The 16310-nt window shown below is 71.6% G+C and carries 14 protein-coding genes and 1 other RNA gene; 9 read left to right on the top strand and 6 right to left on the bottom strand.

Annotated elements, in window-relative coordinates:
- Nucleotides 1-253 precede the first annotated feature (253 nt).
- Both VH112_13820 and VH112_13815 read left to right on the top strand, forming a co-directional pair.
- Entirely contained in the window at nt 254-586 is a 333-nt protein-coding gene (locus tag VH112_13820) for a helix-turn-helix transcriptional regulator (protein ID HEX4541313.1), read from the top strand.
- 16 nt (nt 587-602) lie between these two features.
- Nucleotides 603-1121, top strand: coding sequence for a hypothetical protein (locus tag VH112_13815; GenBank protein HEX4541312.1), 519 nt, complete (start codon nt 603-605; stop codon nt 1119-1121).
- 192 nt (nt 1122-1313) lie between these two features.
- Here the strand turns inward: VH112_13815 and rnpB are convergent.
- Nucleotides 1314-1701, bottom strand: an RNA gene (gene rnpB, locus VH112_13810) — RNase P RNA component class A.
- Nucleotides 1702-1802: 101 nt separating this feature from the next.
- Between rnpB and VH112_13805 the strand changes: the two genes are divergently transcribed.
- The 4 genes from VH112_13805 to VH112_13790 are packed head-to-tail and all read left to right on the top strand — an operon-like array spanning nt 1803 to nt 7928.
- Entirely contained in the window at nt 1803-2864 is a 1062-nt protein-coding gene (locus VH112_13805) for a DNA double-strand break repair nuclease NurA (GenBank protein ID HEX4541311.1), read from the top strand.
- A 5-nt stretch (nt 2865-2869) separates the two neighbouring features.
- The gene (locus VH112_13800) at nt 2870-4435 is read left to right on the top strand and encodes an ATP-binding protein (protein HEX4541310.1); all 1566 of its coding nucleotides are present in this window, start codon (nt 2870-2872) and stop codon (nt 4433-4435) included.
- 2 nt (nt 4436-4437) lie between these two features.
- Nucleotides 4438-5556, top strand: a complete 1119-nt coding sequence (locus tag VH112_13795; GenBank protein ID HEX4541309.1) for a DNA repair exonuclease — start codon at nt 4438-4440, stop codon at nt 5554-5556.
- Nucleotides 5553-7928: an SMC family ATPase gene (locus VH112_13790; protein ID HEX4541308.1), complete on the top strand. Its 2376-nt coding sequence runs from the start codon at nt 5553-5555 to the stop codon at nt 7926-7928. The genes VH112_13795 and VH112_13790 overlap by 4 nt, the downstream gene beginning before the upstream one ends.
- 25 nt (nt 7929-7953) lie before the next feature.
- Here the strand turns inward: VH112_13790 and VH112_13785 are convergent, their stop codons facing one another.
- The 4 genes from VH112_13785 to VH112_13770 are packed head-to-tail and all read right to left on the bottom strand — an operon-like array spanning nt 7954 to nt 13104.
- Nucleotides 7954-9405 carry an FGGY family carbohydrate kinase gene (locus tag VH112_13785; protein ID HEX4541307.1) on the bottom strand — a complete coding sequence of 484 codons (1452 nt, stop codon included), beginning with the start codon at nt 9403-9405 and terminating at the stop codon, nt 7954-7956.
- A complete protein-coding gene (locus VH112_13780) occupies nt 9402-9839 on the bottom strand; it encodes a hypothetical protein (protein HEX4541306.1) in 438 nt (145 codons plus the stop codon). Before VH112_13780 ends, VH112_13785 begins: the two co-directional genes overlap by 4 nt.
- Nucleotides 9830-11338 carry an FAD-binding oxidoreductase gene (locus tag VH112_13775; GenBank protein HEX4541305.1) on the bottom strand — a complete coding sequence of 503 codons (1509 nt, stop codon included), beginning with the start codon at nt 11336-11338 and terminating at the stop codon, nt 9830-9832. Before VH112_13775 ends, VH112_13780 begins: the two co-directional genes overlap by 10 nt.
- 2 nt (nt 11339-11340) lie before the next feature.
- Nucleotides 11341-13104 carry a glycerol-3-phosphate dehydrogenase/oxidase gene (locus tag VH112_13770; protein ID HEX4541304.1) on the bottom strand — a complete coding sequence of 588 codons (1764 nt, stop codon included), beginning with the start codon at nt 13102-13104 and terminating at the stop codon, nt 11341-11343.
- A gap of 192 nt (nt 13105-13296) precedes the next feature.
- Between VH112_13770 and VH112_13765 the strand changes: the two genes are divergently transcribed.
- From VH112_13765 to trpD, 3 genes are all read left to right on the top strand, one after another.
- Nucleotides 13297-13527 (top strand): WhiB family transcriptional regulator, encoded by a 231-nt coding sequence (locus tag VH112_13765; GenBank protein HEX4541303.1) that lies wholly within the window; start codon nt 13297-13299, stop codon nt 13525-13527.
- An 83-nt stretch (nt 13528-13610) separates the two neighbouring features.
- The gene (locus tag VH112_13760) at nt 13611-14786 is read left to right on the top strand and encodes an acyl-CoA dehydrogenase family protein (protein HEX4541302.1); all 1176 of its coding nucleotides are present in this window, start codon (nt 13611-13613) and stop codon (nt 14784-14786) included.
- Nucleotides 14777-15886: an anthranilate phosphoribosyltransferase gene (trpD, locus tag VH112_13755; protein HEX4541301.1), complete on the top strand. Its 1110-nt coding sequence runs from the start codon at nt 14777-14779 to the stop codon at nt 15884-15886. Before VH112_13760 ends, trpD begins: the two co-directional genes overlap by 10 nt.
- Before the next feature lie 12 nt (nt 15887-15898).
- On the opposite strand, the gene VH112_13750 is transcribed toward trpD, so the two are convergent.
- A complete protein-coding gene (locus VH112_13750) occupies nt 15899-16309 on the bottom strand; it encodes an Lrp/AsnC ligand binding domain-containing protein (GenBank protein ID HEX4541300.1) in 411 nt (136 codons plus the stop codon).
- Between the last annotated feature and the right edge of the window lies 1 nt (nt 16310).

Raw genomic sequence — 16310 nt, 5'->3', positions numbered from 1 at the left:
AGCCACGCGTTATCCGGCTGGTGAGCGCTGCTCCCGCGGCCTGCACGCCGCCTGAGGGTTTCCTCGAGCCACAAAAGCCCAGCTAGAAGGGTTTGTGGACGGTGAGCCGGCCTGTAGGCGGGGAACAGCTCGAAAACGTCTCTGAGCTGGGGGTTTGTAGGCCCCGGGACCCCTCAGTCCTCAGCTGGTCCTCAGCTCGTCGCCGTCCCCCGAGCGGAACCACCCGTGGCTGGATGGATGATACAATTGTGTTATGACACAGTCGTATGAGGAGGTTCCCTCCACGGCTGCCGCGCTGCTCCAGCTCGCTCGTCTCCGAGCCGGCATCAGCCAACGGGAGCTAGCCGAGCGGGCGGGGGTGCCGCCTACCATGATCTCGGCCTACGAGAGGGACCGCCGTCAGCCCACACTCGCCACGCTGCTCCGGCTCCTCAGGGCGGCCGGCTTCGATCTGCGCATGCAGCTCGTCCCATTCGACCCCCACGACGAGGTGCTTGAAGCTCTGGAAGCGGGGCGTTCGCCCACGGAGCGGAGCCGACGCGATCGAGAGATGCAGGCGTGGCGACAGGCCACGCCGGTGCGTTGATCCGACGCACAGCACAGTGGACGCCGATCCCCCGGAGCTGAACGCCACCGCGATCATCTCCGTTCTCAACGAGCACGGGGTCCGCTACGTGGTCATCGGCGCCTTCGCGGCGATCGCCCAGCACGTCCCGATCCCCGCTACTCGGGACATCGACCTGACGCCGGAGGCCAGCCCGGAGAACCTCGGTCGCATCTCGGCCGCCCTGAAGGACCTTGGCGCCCGGATCCGCACGGAGGCGGTCCCCGAAGGCCTCCAGTTCGACCACGACGCGACGTCACTTGCCGCTTCGCAGGTCTGGAACCTCATCTGTCCGTACGGCGAGTTCGACATCTCTTTTCGGCCCGAGGGCTTCAGCCAGGGCTACCCCGACCTTGCCGCTCACGCCCACCGTGTCCGGGTCGACGACGTCGAGGTTGTGATCGCCGATCTCAACGACGTGATCCGGTCGAAGGAAGCAGCGGGCCGGCCGAAGGACCTGCGCGTCCTCCCGCTCCTGTACCGCCATCTCGCGGCCGGGCCCGGCGGCGGCGCCTAGACATGCCACGGGTGTAGTCGTCAAGCGGCTTCGCTGATCCGGTGTCCCCAGGCCAGCAATAAGTCCTCAGGTCCTCAGAAAGTCCTCAGCTCTGAGGACTAAAACGGTCGCTGGCGGTCACCAACGGCCACTCGCGGACAAGAGGAAATCCCAGGTCAGGGGCCATATTAGGCCGCTCGACAGGGAGAGGTGACGGTGAGCCGGCCTGTAGGCGGGGTTCTGTCCGCCGCCTCGCTCCGGGCGACGCGGCGTGGTGGTCATCCATCTGAGCGGCCTACCTGGGGATGGCGCCCCTTGCTGAGGCGCCCGGCGGGCCACCATGTCCCTCGTTTGGCCTTGCTCCGGGTGGGGTTTACCAAGCCGGCCGGGTCACCCCGGCCGCTGGTGCGCTCTTACCGCACCGTTTCACCGTTGCCTGTGCGGGCCGAAGGCCCGCCATCGGCGGTCTGTTCTCTGTGGCACTTTCCTGCGGGTCGCCCCGACTGGCGGCTAGCCAGCACCCTGCCCTGCGGAGCCCCGACCTTCCTCGACCCGGTGTCCGCCAAAAACGGACCCGAGCCGCGACCACCCGGCCGACTCACCGTCCCTTCCATGATCCCATGTGGCGGGCCGCTCGTCACCAGGTACGGGGTCGCGGCCGCCGGCCGTGTCATGTAATTACAGAGCTGTAAGCTGGATTGGGTGTCACACCCTCTTGAGACCCTCGAGCCCGTGGAGACAGGCGCCATCGAGGCCGGCACGATCGAGGCAGCCGCGGCCCGGTTGGCGACCCTGCTCACGACGGGCGGCGGGGGCCCGGCCGATCCCGGTGAGCCGAGCCTCGATATCGAGCCGGTGATCCGACCGCGGCCGTTGCCGAAGGGTGCTGTCCCCTCGGACGTGTGGGCCGTTGACGGCGGACAGGCCGTCGTGGCCGACGCCCGATGCCTCCAGGTCGTGGTGACGAGGACGTCCCGGGTGCGGTTCCGGGCGGGCGTCTGCGAGCAGCAGGACGCGGAGCCGCTCCGCGCCTATCTGCTCGGAGGTGCGGAGAGCCGGGCTGCGCTCGCCCACCTCGGTCTGCCCCTTCCGCCCCACACGGCTGTGGACGCCAACCTGGTGCGCGACCGGTGGGAGTGGGATGCGGTCGAGCGATGCGTCGACGAGGCCGACGACGGCGCCCTGGTATTGGTCGACGGCGACCTGTGGCCCGACTGGCGCATCCCGTCCGATCACGTCGGTGCCCTGCTGGAGCGGGCGCGCCAGCATGGGGTCCTGGTTGTCGGCGTGACCAAGCACTCGTCGCTGTCGCGCGGCGGTGCGCCCCTGCTGGGACAGCTCGAGGCGGAGGCCGATGAGGCGCTCGGCCCTGGCGCCCGGTGGTGGGCGCCGGTGGCCAGAAGCCGCCCGGCCGAGGACAGCAGCCAACCGGATGTGGCGCCAGAGCAGCCCACGTCCCCCCTCGCCGTCCAGGTGGTGGCGGCCCGGCTCGACCCCGCGGCACGCTTCTCGTTTCGCATCGATCTTCCCGCAGGGACGTCGCCCGAATCTGCACTCGCCGCCCTTGCCGCTGTGTCCGACGACGCCGCCTTTCCCGGCTATCCCTACCCGCTGGCCGTGGCCGATGGCCTCGCTGCCTGTCCCCATTGGGTGCGGCAGGAGGCCTGGCTGGCCCTCGACGAGCACCTTCACGACGCCGGCGTCGGCCTGGAGGTGCGGGAACGGGCTTTCGCCGACCGCCACCGGCTCATGGAGCGGGCGTGAGCGAGATGCCCGGTCCGAGGGGCCGCCTGTTCGGCCGGAACGTGCTCGAGGGCATCTTCCGCGCCGCGCCGGACGAGGACTTGTTTCTCGGCGAGCTGCTGGTCGGGATCGACGACACGACGGGACGGCGCTACCTGTTCCGGGTCGTCGACGTGACGTACGGGACGGAGCACCGCGAGCCGGGTTGGGCCGAGCGGGTGGCCGGTACGCTCCTCGCCGACGACGTGATCGGGTCAGCCGACTCGCATCCCCTCTACGACCGCGGGCGACGCACCTATCGCGTCGCCGAGTGCCGGTGCCTGGGCTACGTGACTCCGGACGGGCGGTCCTTCCGCAAGCCCAAGAGCCTGCCCACCCAGTTCAGCCGGGTCGTCGCCCCCGAGCCGGCGGACTTCGCCTTCCTGCGCAGCCGCATGGGGGACCTGGCGATCGGCCAGCTGCGCAGCGGCGAGACCGAGGTCGACGTCGAGGTGGGGATCTCTGGTGCGAGCCTGGCCAGCCACGTCGGCATCTTCGCCACCACCGGCATGGGAAAGTCGAACCTCATGCAGGTGTTGGCCGGCGCCGTGATGCGGCGCCAGGGCCGCTACGGCCTCCTGCTCGTCGATCCTCACGGAGAATATCGGTCCGCACTGGGTCGCCACCCCTGGGCGTCCGAGGCGCTGCGCACCTATGCAGCCCGGTCCCTGCCGGGCACGACGAGCCTGCGGGTCAGCCTCGCCGAGCTGAGCGTCGACGACCTCCGCACTGCTTACGACTGGTCCCGCAGCCAGGAGGAGGCGCTGTTCGAGCTGGAGCGCGTGTACCGGGCCGACGGTCTCTCGTGGTTGCTGGAGTTCGCCCAGCTAGACGACCTGCCCGGCTTCCGCGACGTCGAGCTGAACGGCAGGGTGGCGCTCAACACGCTCCAGGTCGTGCACCGCCGGGCTCGCCGCATCGTCGACCTGCCGTGTGTGGCGACCGACCCTGCCGTCTCGGTCGGCGCGGCCGTCCTGCGGGACCTGCGCAGCGGCCGGGTGGTGCTCGTCGACGTGAGCGGTCTCGGCTCGACCGAGGAGGTGCTGGTCGCCTCCTTCCTCGCCCGCCGGGTGATGGACGAGTGGTCCAACGCGTATCTCGACGACCCCGAGGGCCACGAGCGACTGCCGGTGGTCGCCATCGTGCTGGAGGAGGCGCAGCGGGTCCTCAGGTCCACCAAGGACCGCGAGTCCAACGTGTTCCCCCGCCTGGCCCGTGAGGGACGCAAGTTCAAGGTCGGCCTGTGCGCCATCACCCAGCAGCCCAAGCTGCTCGACGACGAGCTGCTGAGCCAGTTCAACACCTTCTTCGTCCTCGGTCTCGCCGACGAGAAGGACCGCAGTATCCTCCGGGCCTCCTCCAAGCAGGATCTCTCCGGCCTGGGTCCCGAGATCCAGACCCTCATGCCGGGGGAGTGCCTGTTGGTGAACCTGGAGGCGCCGTTCGCCGTGCCCGCCATGGTTCACCTCTACGACGACGCGGTCCGCGCCTGTGACCCGGCGCCTGCTCCCCGGCCGTCGGCCGCGGCCAACGTCGCCGCGTTGGTGGACTGATCATGCGCGTGGCGGCCCTCGGCGACGCCCACTTGGGGCGCTCCTACTACCCGGTCACGACGCCCGAGGGAGTCAACCAGCGCGAGCGAGACTTCGAGCTCGCGTTCGAGGTCGCGATCGACGCCGCGCTGGCCGAGGAGCCGGACCTGGTCGTATGGCTGGGTGACGTGTTCGACCATCCACGCCCGACGTACCGCTCGTTCCGAGTGGCCCAGCGGGGATTGGCCAGGATCCGCGAGCACGGCATCGCGGCCGTGGTCATCACCGGGAACCACGACACTCCCCGGCTGCCCGGAACGGGAAGTCCGTACTCGGCCCTGGCCGACGCCTTCGATGGCATGCACTTCGCCCACCGCCTTACCTACGAGCGGTTCGAGCTTCCCGGCCTGGTGGTCCACGCGGTACCCCAGATGCTCACCGTGGAGGCGACCCTCGCGGCACTCGACCGCGCCCACGCCGAGCGCAGCCTGGACCGGACCAACCTGCTGCTCACCCATCCCCGCGTTCCCCAGGTCGAGCCCCGGTATGCCGACATCAACGAGATCGAGGTGGACGCGGGCCGCATCCGGGCCGACCTGGTGCTGCTCGGCCACTTCCACATCCACACGACGGTGCGACCGGGCATGTGGTACGCGGGATCGACCGAGACGTTCTCCTTCGCCGACGACCCGCAGCGGCCCAAGGGGATCGTCCTGCTCGACACCGACTCGGGCGAGTGCCGCCATGTGCCCGTCGAGAGCCAGCGACCGCTCGTCACCCTGGAGACGGTGGAGGCGCTCGGTCTCGGGCCCCGCGAGGTGGAGGAGGCCGTGCTGGCCCGGGTGTCGACGGTGCCCGATGGGGCGGTGGCCCGGTTGTTCATCGACGGCGTCGACCCCGAGGCGTACCGGCTGCTGGATACCGACGCCGTCCGGGAGGCCCACCGTGGCGCCCTGTGGTGCAAGCTCGAGCCCCGTTTCGCGGGGGTGAGCGCCGAGGTCGAGGCGGTCGACCTGGAGTCGATGCCGGCGCGGTGGGCTCGCTACGTCGCCGGCCAGGACCTGACCGGATTCGATCGGGAGCGCATCGACCGGACTGGAGCCGAGTACCTGGCCCGCGCCGTGGAGGAGGCGGGGGCGTGAGGATCACCCGCCTGTACCTGCGCAACTACCGGACGTTCGAGGACCCCGTCGAGCTCGAGCTGCCCGGCGGGCTGGTCGGTGTCTACGGACCCAATGGGGCGGGGAAGTCGGCTCTCGTCGAATCGATCCCCTTCGCCCTCTACGGACGGAGCCGCACGACCAAGGACGAGGTCCGGACCTCGGGCGTCGGGGCCGAATGCGTCGTCGAGGTGGAGCTCGAGCACGAGGACCACCTGTATCTGGTGCGAAGAACGATCTCCGGCGCCAACCACGCCGTCAAGGCCGAGGCCTACTGCGATCGCCTGCAGGTGGCGGAGGGCGCTCGGGACACGACCCGCTACGTCCATTCCGTGCTCGGGATGGACGACGCCGCCTTTCGTGCCTCGGTGTTCGCCGAGCAGAAGCAGCTGTCGGCCTTCAGTGAGCAGAGCCCGGCGGACCGGCGCCGGCTCGTGCTCCAGCTCCTGGGCATCACCCCCCTCGAGATCGCCCGTGACCGGGCTCGCCGGGATGCCCGGCTGGCCGACGACCAGCTGCAGCGCTTGCGCCAGATGGTCCCCGATCTCGATCGGCTCCGCGTCGGGCTCGCCGAAGCGGAGGCGGCCGCCGAGGCCGCCGATCGAGACGGCCGGGCTGCCGAGACGGCTGCCGAGGAAGCGGCCGCGGACCTCGACGCGGCACGGGTCGAGTGTGAGCGCCGAGAGGCCGTTCGGCAGCAACACGATCTCCTCGTCGAGCGCGGGCGGTCGGTGCGGGCCGAGCACGATGCTGCCCAGGGCCGGGCGGACGAGCTGGGTCACGAGCTGGTCGAGCTCGAGGGCGCCGCTGGGAAGCTGGCAGAGCTGCAGCCCGTGGCCGCGGGATTGGGCCCGTCCGAGGAGGTGCTCAGCCTGGTCGAGTCGGTCGTGCGGGCCCACGAGGCGCTGGCAGCCGTCCGGCTCCCGGTCCGTCCCGACGTTCCGAACGAGCAGGCCACTGAGGATGCCCGCGCGGGAGCCGACCGATCTCGATCCGAGGCGGCGGAGCTGGACGGGCGCCTAGCCGGGGCGAGGGCCGAGCGGGAACGGGCCCAGCAGGCGGTGGCCCGCACGTCGCGGCTGTCAGGAGAGGAGCACTGCCCCACCTGCGGCCAGCCCCTGGGCGGCTCGTTCGAGCGGGTCCAGCGCCACCGGGCCGCTGAGCTGGCCGAGGCCGAGAACGCGGTGGTCGACCTGGAAGGCCGGCAGGCCGAAGCCGGGGCTCGGGCTCGGGAGGCCGACCGGCGCGCCAACGAGCTCCGCCAGCAGTTGCGGTCCGCCCGTGAGCACTGGGAGCGGTGGGAGCGCGTCCTGGAGCGACGTGAAGCGGCCGTCTCGGACGTCGAGGCGGCCATCGCCTCGCTGGAGAAGGTCGTCGCGGAGTCGGGAGGAGCATGGCGGACGCCAGTGACCAGCCTGCTTCCGGCCGTCGCCCGCCCGCTCGACGCCACCTCCACCGAACCGGTGGTCGACGGCACGCTCCTGTCCCGGCTCGTCGGCGACCTCAGGAGTGCGGTGAGAGCGGGACGGGCCGCGGTCGCCGAGTGCGCCCGCCTGAACGGCCGCCTGGAGCGGCGCCAGGTGGCGACCACGGAGCTGGCGGCGGCACGAGCGGTGGTGGCGGAGACCGACCAGCGCCTGGCGGGGTTGCGCCAGCAGGTCGCCGACCTCGCGCATTCGGCCGACGAGCTGGCGGCGGCCCATCAGGCCCGTGAAGAGGCGTTGGCAAAGTCGTCTTCGGCGGCGGCCGATTCTCGCCGGGCCAGCCTGGTGGCTGAGCGCGCTCGGGCGCACGCCGAGTCCGAGGGCAAGCGGCTGGCGGAGGCCAACGAGCAGCATGCTGTGGTCGACGACTTGGGCGAGGAGGTTCGTCACCTCGGGCGGCTGGCGGAGCTGCTGAGCAGCTTCCGCAACTCGGTGGTGGCCACGGCCGGCCCGCGCCTGTCGGCCCAGGCCGCCGAGCTGTTCGCCGAGCTCACCGACCACGAGTACGACCTGCTGAAGGTGGATCCCGAGACCTACGAGATCCAGATCTGCGACCAGGGCGTGGTCCACGGCATGGACCGCTTCTCCGGCTCCGAGACCGACTTGGCGAACCTGTCGCTTCGCGTGGCGATCAGCGAGCAGGTGCGGTTCCAGTCCGGCGGCGCCGTGGGCCTGCTGGTACTCGACGAGGTCTTCGGGCCGCTCGACGAGGATCGCAAGGAGCGCATGCTGCTGGCCCTGGAACGCCTGCGGGGGAGGTTCCGCCAGGTCGTGGTCGTCACCCACGCCAGCGACATCAAGGAGCAGCTTCCCTCCGCCGTCGAGGTCGTCAAGCTGCCCGGCCGGCGCGCCACGGCGCACCTGATCTGACCCCTCGGCCGGGCTGGCGCCGGGCTCAGAAGTTGAGACCGGACAGCTCGGGAACCGTGGCCAGGGATCGTTGGCGGGCCGCCCGCCACCGGTCGCGGTCGACACGTCGTACCGGCTCGACGACGCGCGCCGGCGACCAGCGGGAGGCGAGCTCGTCCTCGTCGGCCCACGTCCCCAGGGCCAGCCCGGCCAGGTAGGCGGCGCCCAACGTCGTCGCCTCGAGCACCGGAGAAACCTCGACCGGTCGGGCCGCGGCATCGGCGAGGGCCTGCACGAAGGTGCCGTTCGCGCTCATGCCGCCGTCGACTCTGAGCGAGGCGATGGTGGTGTCGCCGTCGGCCTCGGCCGCCTCGACCAGGTCGGCGCCCCGGTGGGCGACGCCCTCCAGTACGGCCCGGACGACCTCGGCCCGCCCCGTCCCCCGCGTGACGCCGACGAGCGTGCCGCGGGCGCCGAAGTCCCAGACCGGCGTGCCCAGGCCCAACAGCGCAGGGACGAACCACACGTCGCCGGTATCGGCGCACGCCGCGGCGACGCGGTCGGACTCCTCGGCGGAGGCGATGAGCCCCAGGTCGTCGCGCAGCCACTCTACGGCGGTGCCGGCCGACAAGATGACGGCCTCGAGGCCCCAGGTGAGCCTGCCCTGGCGGCGCCAGGCGACGATGGGGAAGGTGCCGTCCGGACCCCGAGCCTCGAACGTCGGTCGCTCGGGCCCTACGCACAGGTCGAGCATGCCGCCGGTGCCGAAGGTGATTTTCGCCAGACCCCGGCGGGTGGCGCCCTGGCCCACCAGCGACGCCTGCTGGTCTCCGGCTATGCCCGCGATCGGCGGGGACCCCGGCAGCGCCGCCGCCTCGCCCACGATGCCCGACGAGTCGACGATGGTCGGCAGCGCCGCCTCCGGGATGCGCAGGGCGTCGAGCACCTGGGGAGCCCAGCCCGAGGCGTCCGCGTGCAGCAGCCCGGTGACCCCCGCATTGGTCGCGTCGGTCACGTGCAGCCGACCAGCCGACAGCGTCCACGCAATCCATGAGTCGACCGTCCCCACGCACAGATCGGCCGTCCGGTCGGGATCGGCGAGGTCGAGGAGCATCGCCGCCTTGGTCGCCGAGACGTTGGGCGCCAGCCGGAGGCCCTGGCTCTGGAGGGCCAGACACATCCCGACCGTACGCAGGTCCTGCCACCCGATCCCGGGACCGACCGGTTTGCCGGTGGCGCGGTCCCACACGATGGTGGAGGCTCGCTGGTTGGCGATCCCTACGCCGTCCACGCCGCCACCCGGGCCCAGGGCATCCAGGGTCTCCTGAGCGACGGCAAGGGCGGCGTCGGCCATCTCCCGGGCGTCGAACTCCACGAAGCCAGGGGCGGGCGATGTCGGCAGGACCGGGCGGTGCCGCACGTGCTCGACGGCGCCGTCGGGCCGGACGACCGCCGCCCGCACCCCGCTGGTGCCGACGTCGACGACCAGGATGCTCACGGTCTCGAGCCGGACCGGCGACCGGCCTGGTGGGTCCGGACCCGCATGGCGAGATAGCCACCGAGAATCCCCATGGACAGGCAGACGACTGCGAGCAGAACGAAGCTGGCGCCGACGGCCGCCGACAGCCCGGCGCCATCCACCAGGCGCCGCACGATGGCGATCACGACCAGCACGAGGAAGGCGAGTGCGGCGGCGGCCACGCTGTGGCCGATGGCCGTCTCCGGGCGGCGGGCACCGGCAATCCCGCCACCGATCACGAAGGCGGCCACCACCGCGAGGGCGCCGAGGGCCCAGATCGACGACTCTTCTCCGGCGAGATCGTCGCCCTTCACCGCTTCGATGGCCAGGACGACGGGCAGGGCCACGGCCAGGATGGCCAGCGCCGCTCCGCCCACGGTGCGGGCCTCCAGCGAGGGTCGGGTCAGGGCCATACCGCACCACCGAACGGCGAGGGCAGTCCCAGCTTGCCCGGGTTGAGGATGCCGTGGGGGTCGACGGCCGCCTTGAGGTCCGTGAGGGTCCCGAAGGCGGGGCCCAGAGCGGGTGCGAGGAAGCGGGCCCGGTTGAGACCCACCCCGTGGTGGTGGCTGATGGCGCCGCCATGCGCGGTCGTGGCCTCCATCACGGCGCGCCAGGCCTCGGCGTAATAGCGCTCAGCCCACTCGAGGTCGTCGGGCTCCGGGCCCTGCCCGGCGAAGGTGAAGTAGAGGCAGGCGCCGTCGGTGTAGGCGTGTGACTGGTGGGCGGAGGCGGCCAGCGTCCCGTCCATCGACCTCAGCCGGGAGACGGCGTCGTCGTAGATCGGGAGGAGCGCCGACCATCGGGCCGCGATCTCGATCGTGTCGACCACGATGTGTCGACGGGCGAGGGCTCCGAGGGCGGACACGTCGTTGCGGTGCGCCAGCCAGCGCTCGACGAACGACACCCCGAGGGGCCCGGCCGTGGTGCATTCCTGCGTCACGACCTGGGCGGTCGCATCGATGAGGACCGGGTCTCCTTCGTCCAGCACGACGAGCACACAGGTGTCGTCGGCATCGAACGTGCGGGCAGACTCCACCTCGTCGTACAGACGAAGCACGGCTGGGGTCGCCCCCCGTCGCAGGATGCGCCGGCAGGCATCGAGGCCTTCGGCGAACGAGGGGAAGCCGAGTGCCAGGCGTCGTTCCTCCGCCGGGACCGGATGGACCCGCAGCTGGCTCCTGGTGATGACCCCCATCGTGCCCTCGCTGCCGACGAACAGCTGGGTGAGGTCCGGCCCGACGGCGGCGCGGGGCCATCCGCCGGTGTGCACGACGCGACCGTCCGCCAGGGCGACGTCCAGCCCGACCACCATGTCCTCGATCTTGCCGTACCGGGTCGAGTACTGACCGGCGGAGCGGCATGCGAGCCACCCTCCGACCGTCGACAGCTCCACCGACTGGGGCCAGTGCCCGAGCGTGACGCCGTAGCTCGAGCGGAGCTCGGCCTCGAGGTCCACGCCGAAGGTGCCGGCGTCCACGTCGGCGACCAACGAGGCATCGTCGACCGAGTGCACGCCCCTCAGCTCGCACAGATCGAGGCTCACGCCGCCGAAGACGGGGAGGCTCGCCCCACACACCCCGCTGCGACCGGCGACCGGGGTCACCGGCACCCGGGACTCGTTGCATAGGGCCAGCACTGCCGCGACCTGGGCGGCGTCGGTCGGACGGACGACGGCCGCCGGCCGGGCGGGCACCGTGCCCGCGGTGGCCCACACGATGGAAAGGGGCCACCAGTCCCGCCCGGCGTCCACACGCGACGCCTCGTCCGTGTCGACCTGGTCGCACACGCTCCGCAGACGCTCCAGGAGCCCGATGTCGACATCGACGCCACCGTCCGCGAACCGGTAGCGGATCCCCGACGGTGGCGCGTCGATGTCGATCGGCGCGACGGGCACGGCCCGGCCGGCCACGATCAGGCGCCCTGGCGGCCGGCGTGGTGGCGAGCCAGGCGAGCCGCGGCGAGGTCGCCGTTCACCGACTCCCGAAAGCCCGTCACCTGCTGCTCGGCCTCGGCCGGGCTCCAGCCCAGCTCGGGGGCGAGGAGATCGGCGACGTCGGCCGCGGCGTCCGCCGTCGCCTCCTCGTCGCGCAGCGTGGCGCGGGTGCGACGGCTGAGGACGTCCTCGAGCGTGTGCGCCATCTCGTAGCGCGCCCCGTACACCGCCTCCGCCCGTAGGTAGGGCAATCCCTCCACCATCGGCGCCCCCATGGCCGGGTCGCCGTGCACCATGGCGAGCACGGTGCGGGCCTCGCCTCCGTACCGCCCGACCAGGTGGTCGACGACGGGCTGGTCGACCCCGAGCCGCCCCGAGGCCCCATCCTGGCGGAGCTCTGCCGTGCCGGCGGCGCCTCGAAGCGGCATCGACCCGGTCGGGCTCCGTCTCCGCCCGCGGCCGAGCACCTCGACCACCTCGTCGACGGTGTCGGCCGCCATCTTGCGGTAGGTCGTGAGCTTGCCGCCCGTGACGCTGATGAGGCCGGACGGCGAGACCGACACCTGGTGGCGGCGGGAGAGGTCGGCGGTGCGAGCACGGCGGGAGCCCCGGCCGCCGGGATCGGCGAGGAGGGGCCGCAGTCCGGCCCATACGCCAGTCACGTCCGCCGGAGTGAGTGGTCGAGTCACCCACGAGTTGACCGCCCGGAGCACGTACTCGACATCCTCGGCCTCGCAGCGGGGATCGTCGAGCGGCCCCGAGTAGTCGGTGTCGGTCGTCCCGATGTAGACATCGTCGCCCCACGGCACGACGAACACCGAGCGCCGGTCGCTCGGCACCGGCAGCACGGCGGCGATGTCGCAGGGCAGCTTGTCCCTGCTGACGGAGATGTGCACGCCCTTGGCGGGCCGGATGGAGTGGGGATCCGCGCCTTCGTCGAGGGCCCGGACACGGTCTGCCCACACGCCGGTGGCGTTCACGACCGCCGACGCCCGGACCTCGACGGGATCCGCACCATCGACGTCCAGGCGGGCACCTCGGACCCGTCCATCCTCCTTGAGCAGGGCCGTGACCGGGGCGTAGTTGGCCGCCACGGCCCCGTGGTCGAGCACCGCCGTGCGAGCGATGGCGAGGGTGAGGCGGGCATCGTCGGTCCGGGCGTCGTAGTAGATGAAGCCGGCAACCAGGCGATCGGTACGGAGTGTCGGCACGTGGGCGAGGGCTTCCTCGACGCCGATGCGTCGGTGCCGCCGACCGATCCTGAGGCCACCCGTCAGGTCGTAGAGCCAGAGGGCGCTCGAGTAGGCGCGGGAGACGGCCCGGTTGACGACTCCGTCCGACCCGAAGAGGGGGATGAGGAACGGCAGGGGAGCGACCAGGTGCGGGGCGTTGTGCAGAAGCCGCTGGCGCTCAGCCAGGTTCTCGTAGACCAGGCGCACCTCACGCTGCTGGAGATAGCGCAGGCCACCGTGGACCAGCTTGGAGGACTTCGAGGAGGTGCCCCCCGCGAAGTCGGCCCGTTCGACGAGCGCCGTCTTCAGGCCCCGGGCGGCGGAGTCGAGCGCCACGCCGGCCCCCGTGATGCCGCCGCCCACGACGAGCACGTCGAAGGGCTCGTCACCGAGTCGATCGAGGGCGTGAGCTCGATCGAAGCGGGTCGGCGGCGGGGGGGTGGGGGAGGCGGCCATCGAGATCCGGCCCCGAGCTTGCCATAGCGCCCGCCGACCGAGCGTCGCGCCCACCAGGCGACTGGGTGGCGGACAGCCAGAGCGGGCAGGGATCGGCGCCGGGCGCCTCGAAAGAATGGACTCCCGCTCCGATGTTGATAGATACTCGGAGTCCCACGGCTGGGGCCCGTGGATCGCCTGCGTAAGTGTGGCGAGGCGCGGGTAACAGCATGGTGCAGAGCCCACAGCGGAGGATTGAATCCCCACATGAGACACTCCTGGCGTCAGCATGCTGCGTGCCGGGGCATTGACCCAGACGTCTTCTATCCGCCCTCAGACGAGGAGGCCGAGGAGGCGAAGGCGATCTGTGGCATCTGTCCGGTGCGTCAGCCGTGCCTCGAGCACGCCTTGGCGAATCGCGAGCGAGACGGCGTGTGGGGCGGCGCCACCGAGCGCGAGCGCCGCCGAATCATCCGACACCGGCGCAAGACGGCATAGCGGGCCGGGGAGGGGTCGGCTCCGCCACGTCGGGACGTCGCGGCCCGGGCTACAGGGGGCGGGCCCCTGGGTAGCCTCTGGCCATGGACTTCGAGCTGTCCGAGGAGTTGATCGAGCTACAGGCCACCGTCCGGCGTCTCTCCCAGGACAAGGTCCGCCCCCGAGCCAGAGAGATCGACGACACCGGCGAGTACCCGCAGGACCTCTTCGAGGTGTTCGCCGCCGCCGGGCTGCTGGGGCTGTGCATCCCGACCGAGCTGGGGGGCTCCGGAGCGGGGATCACGGGCCTGACCGTGGCCATCGAGGAGGTCGCCAAGTACTCCAACACGGCGGCCCTGATGCTCCTCTTGACCAGGTTGCCGACCGGGCCCGTCCTCATCGCCGGATCCGACGATCAGAAGCGTCGGTACCTACCCGGGATCGCGGACGGCAGTCGTCGCGCCGCCTTCGGGCTGTCCGAGCCGCAGGCCGGCAGCGACGTGATGGGGATGCGCACCCGGGCGCTGCCCGATCCCGACCGCGCCGGCGGGTGGGTCCTGGACGGCGTCAAGTGCTGGATGTCGGGCGTCGCCGAAGCCGACTGGTACACGGTGTTCGCCAAGACCGGCGACGTTGCCAGCCGGCGCCACGACTCGATCACCGCGTTCATCGTCGAGCGGGCGTGGGACGGCGTCGAGGTGGGCCGCCGAGATCGCAAGATGGGCCTGCGGGGCATAGATACCGGCGAGCTGCTCCTGGACGGTGCTCGCGTGCCGGCGGAGAACGTGGTCGGCGAGGTGGGTGGCTTTCGTCTCGCGATGCTCGGCCTCAACTCCATGCGCCCCATCGTGGCAGCCCGAGGCATCGGCCTGGCCGAGGGGGCGCTCATGTACGCCACCGAGTACGTACAGGGTCGGGAGGCGTTCGGTACGACGGTCGGCAGCTTCCAAGGGGTCCAGTGGGAGATCGCCAAGCTCGCCATCGACATCGAGGCCGCCCGCCTGCTCACCTACCGAGCGGCGTGGCTGGCCGACCAGGGCCGGTTCACCAAGGAGTGGGTCCCGTACCTGTCGATGGCGAAGTACCACGCGACCGAGCTGGCCGTTCGGGCGTCGGGGCTCGCCGTGCAGCTGCTCGGCGCGGCCGGGTACATGAAGGACCACCTCACCGAGCTCTACTACCGGGACGCGCGACAGCTCACGATCGTCGAGGGCACGTCGGAGGTCCAGCTGGGCCTCATCGCCCGCGGCGTGCTGGAGCGCGACCTGTGGTGGGACTGAGCGCCTCGGCGCCGAACGCTGGCGAGCCCAGCATCCAGCAACCGAGCGGCCTGGAGGCGATCGGGGGCTGGCCCGCCGTCCTGGGCCGGCTCATGGCCCATCAGGATCTCAGCGCCGACGAGGCGGCCGCTGCCCTTGGTGACATCCTCGTCGGCGGGGCCACGCCGGCTCAGGTGGCGGCATTCGTCACCGCGTTGCGCATCAAGGGTGAGACCGTCGAGGAGATGGCGGGCCTGGTCCGGGCCATGCTCGAGCTGGCCGAACCGCTGGACGTGCCGGGCAAGCTCGTCGACACCTGTGGCACGGGCGGGGACCGCAGCCAGAGCATCAACGTCTCGACCCTGGCCGCGTTGGTCGTGGCCGGGGCCGGTGCCCGGGTCTGCAAGCACGGCGGTCGCGCCGCCTCGTCCGCCAGTGGATCGGCCGACGTGCTCGAAGCACTGGGTGTCGTGATCGACCTCGGACCCCAGGGCGTGCGCCGGTGCATCGAGGAAGCGGGGATGGGATTCTGCTTCGCCCCGCGGTTCCACCCGGCCATGCGCCACGCGATACCAGTGCGGCGCGAGCTGGGAGTGCCCACGGTGTTCAACTTCCTCGGTCCCCTCGCCAACCCTGCTCGGGCTCAATACCAGGTGGTTGGGGTCAGCGACCCAGGCATGGCCGAGAAGATGCTCGGCGTTCTCCAGGCCAACGGGGCCAGGCGGGCCATGATCGTCTACGGCCACGACGGCCTCGACGAGCTGTCGACGACGGGTGAATCGAGCGTGCTCGACCTCGATGTGGACGACGCGGGCGCGGTCGAGGTGCGCGCCCACGTCATCGACCCGTCGGCGCTCGGGCTGGCGCGGTGCGACCTCGGGTCGCTGCGCGGTGGCGGCGCGGCGGACAACGCGGTCACGGTCAGACGCGTTCTCGACGGCGAGCATGGGCCGCATCGCGACATCACGGTTCTCAACGCGGCGGCGGCGATGGTGGTGGCCGGACTGGCCGAGGATCTCCGGGCCGGTGTCGACCGGGCGGCCGCTGTCATCGACGACGGCCGGGCCGCCGCGGTGCTGGCGCGTCTGGTCGAGGTCTCGACGACCGCGGCCCAGCGATGAGGTGTGCCCGCTTCAGGCGGGACCGAGATCCCACATGGCTTCGAGGTCGTGGCGGCTGTAGGACTTGAACGCCACCATGGTGCTGGTGCTACGGATCCCACCGAGGGCGGCGATCCGTCGGGTCACGACCTCGGCCAGGTCCTCGTGACGGCGGACGCGGATGATCGCCACGAGGTCGGCGTCGTCGCTGGCCACCGAGTAGACCTCGGCGACACCGTCGACGTCGGCCAGGGCCTCGGCCAGGTCGGCGACCTGGGCCAGCTCGGCTTCGATGAGTACGAAGGCGTGCACCACGGAGGGCGAGCGTAACTGCTGCTCGCCGGGTGGCCGGTGCTGGGCCGGCGCCATGGCCGGCGCCGCGGCCGGCACGCCCGTTGCTCGGCCTCCGAGGCGGTTCTCGGGCCTGACCGGGCTATCGTGCATG

Source organism: Acidimicrobiales bacterium, assembly GCA_036270875.1.
Lineage (GTDB): Bacteria > Actinomycetota > Acidimicrobiia > Acidimicrobiales > AC-9 > AC-9.
This window is presented reverse-complemented; position numbering and strand designations above follow the sequence as displayed.

What these genes read in the sequence shown, in the direction of transcription:
- VH112_13820 (HEX4541313.1), top strand. Translation starts at nt 254, where the DNA reads ATGACACAGTCGTATGAGGAGGTTCCCTCCACGGCTGCCGCGCTGCTC.
- VH112_13800 (HEX4541310.1), top strand. Translation starts at nt 2,870, where the DNA reads ATGCCCGGTCCGAGGGGCCGCCTGTTCGGCCGGAACGTGCTCGAGGGC.
- VH112_13795 (HEX4541309.1), top strand. Translation starts at nt 4,438, where the DNA reads ATGCGCGTGGCGGCCCTCGGCGACGCCCACTTGGGGCGCTCCTACTAC.
- VH112_13780 (HEX4541306.1), bottom strand. Translation starts at nt 9,839, where the DNA reads ATGGCCCTGACCCGACCCTCGCTGGAGGCCCGCACCGTGGGCGGAGCG.
- VH112_13765 (HEX4541303.1), top strand. Translation starts at nt 13,297, where the DNA reads ATGAGACACTCCTGGCGTCAGCATGCTGCGTGCCGGGGCATTGACCCA.
- VH112_13760 (HEX4541302.1), top strand. Translation starts at nt 13,611, where the DNA reads ATGGACTTCGAGCTGTCCGAGGAGTTGATCGAGCTACAGGCCACCGTC.
- VH112_13750 (HEX4541300.1), bottom strand. Translation starts at nt 16,309, where the DNA reads ATGCACGATAGCCCGGTCAGGCCCGAGAACCGCCTCGGAGGCCGAGCA.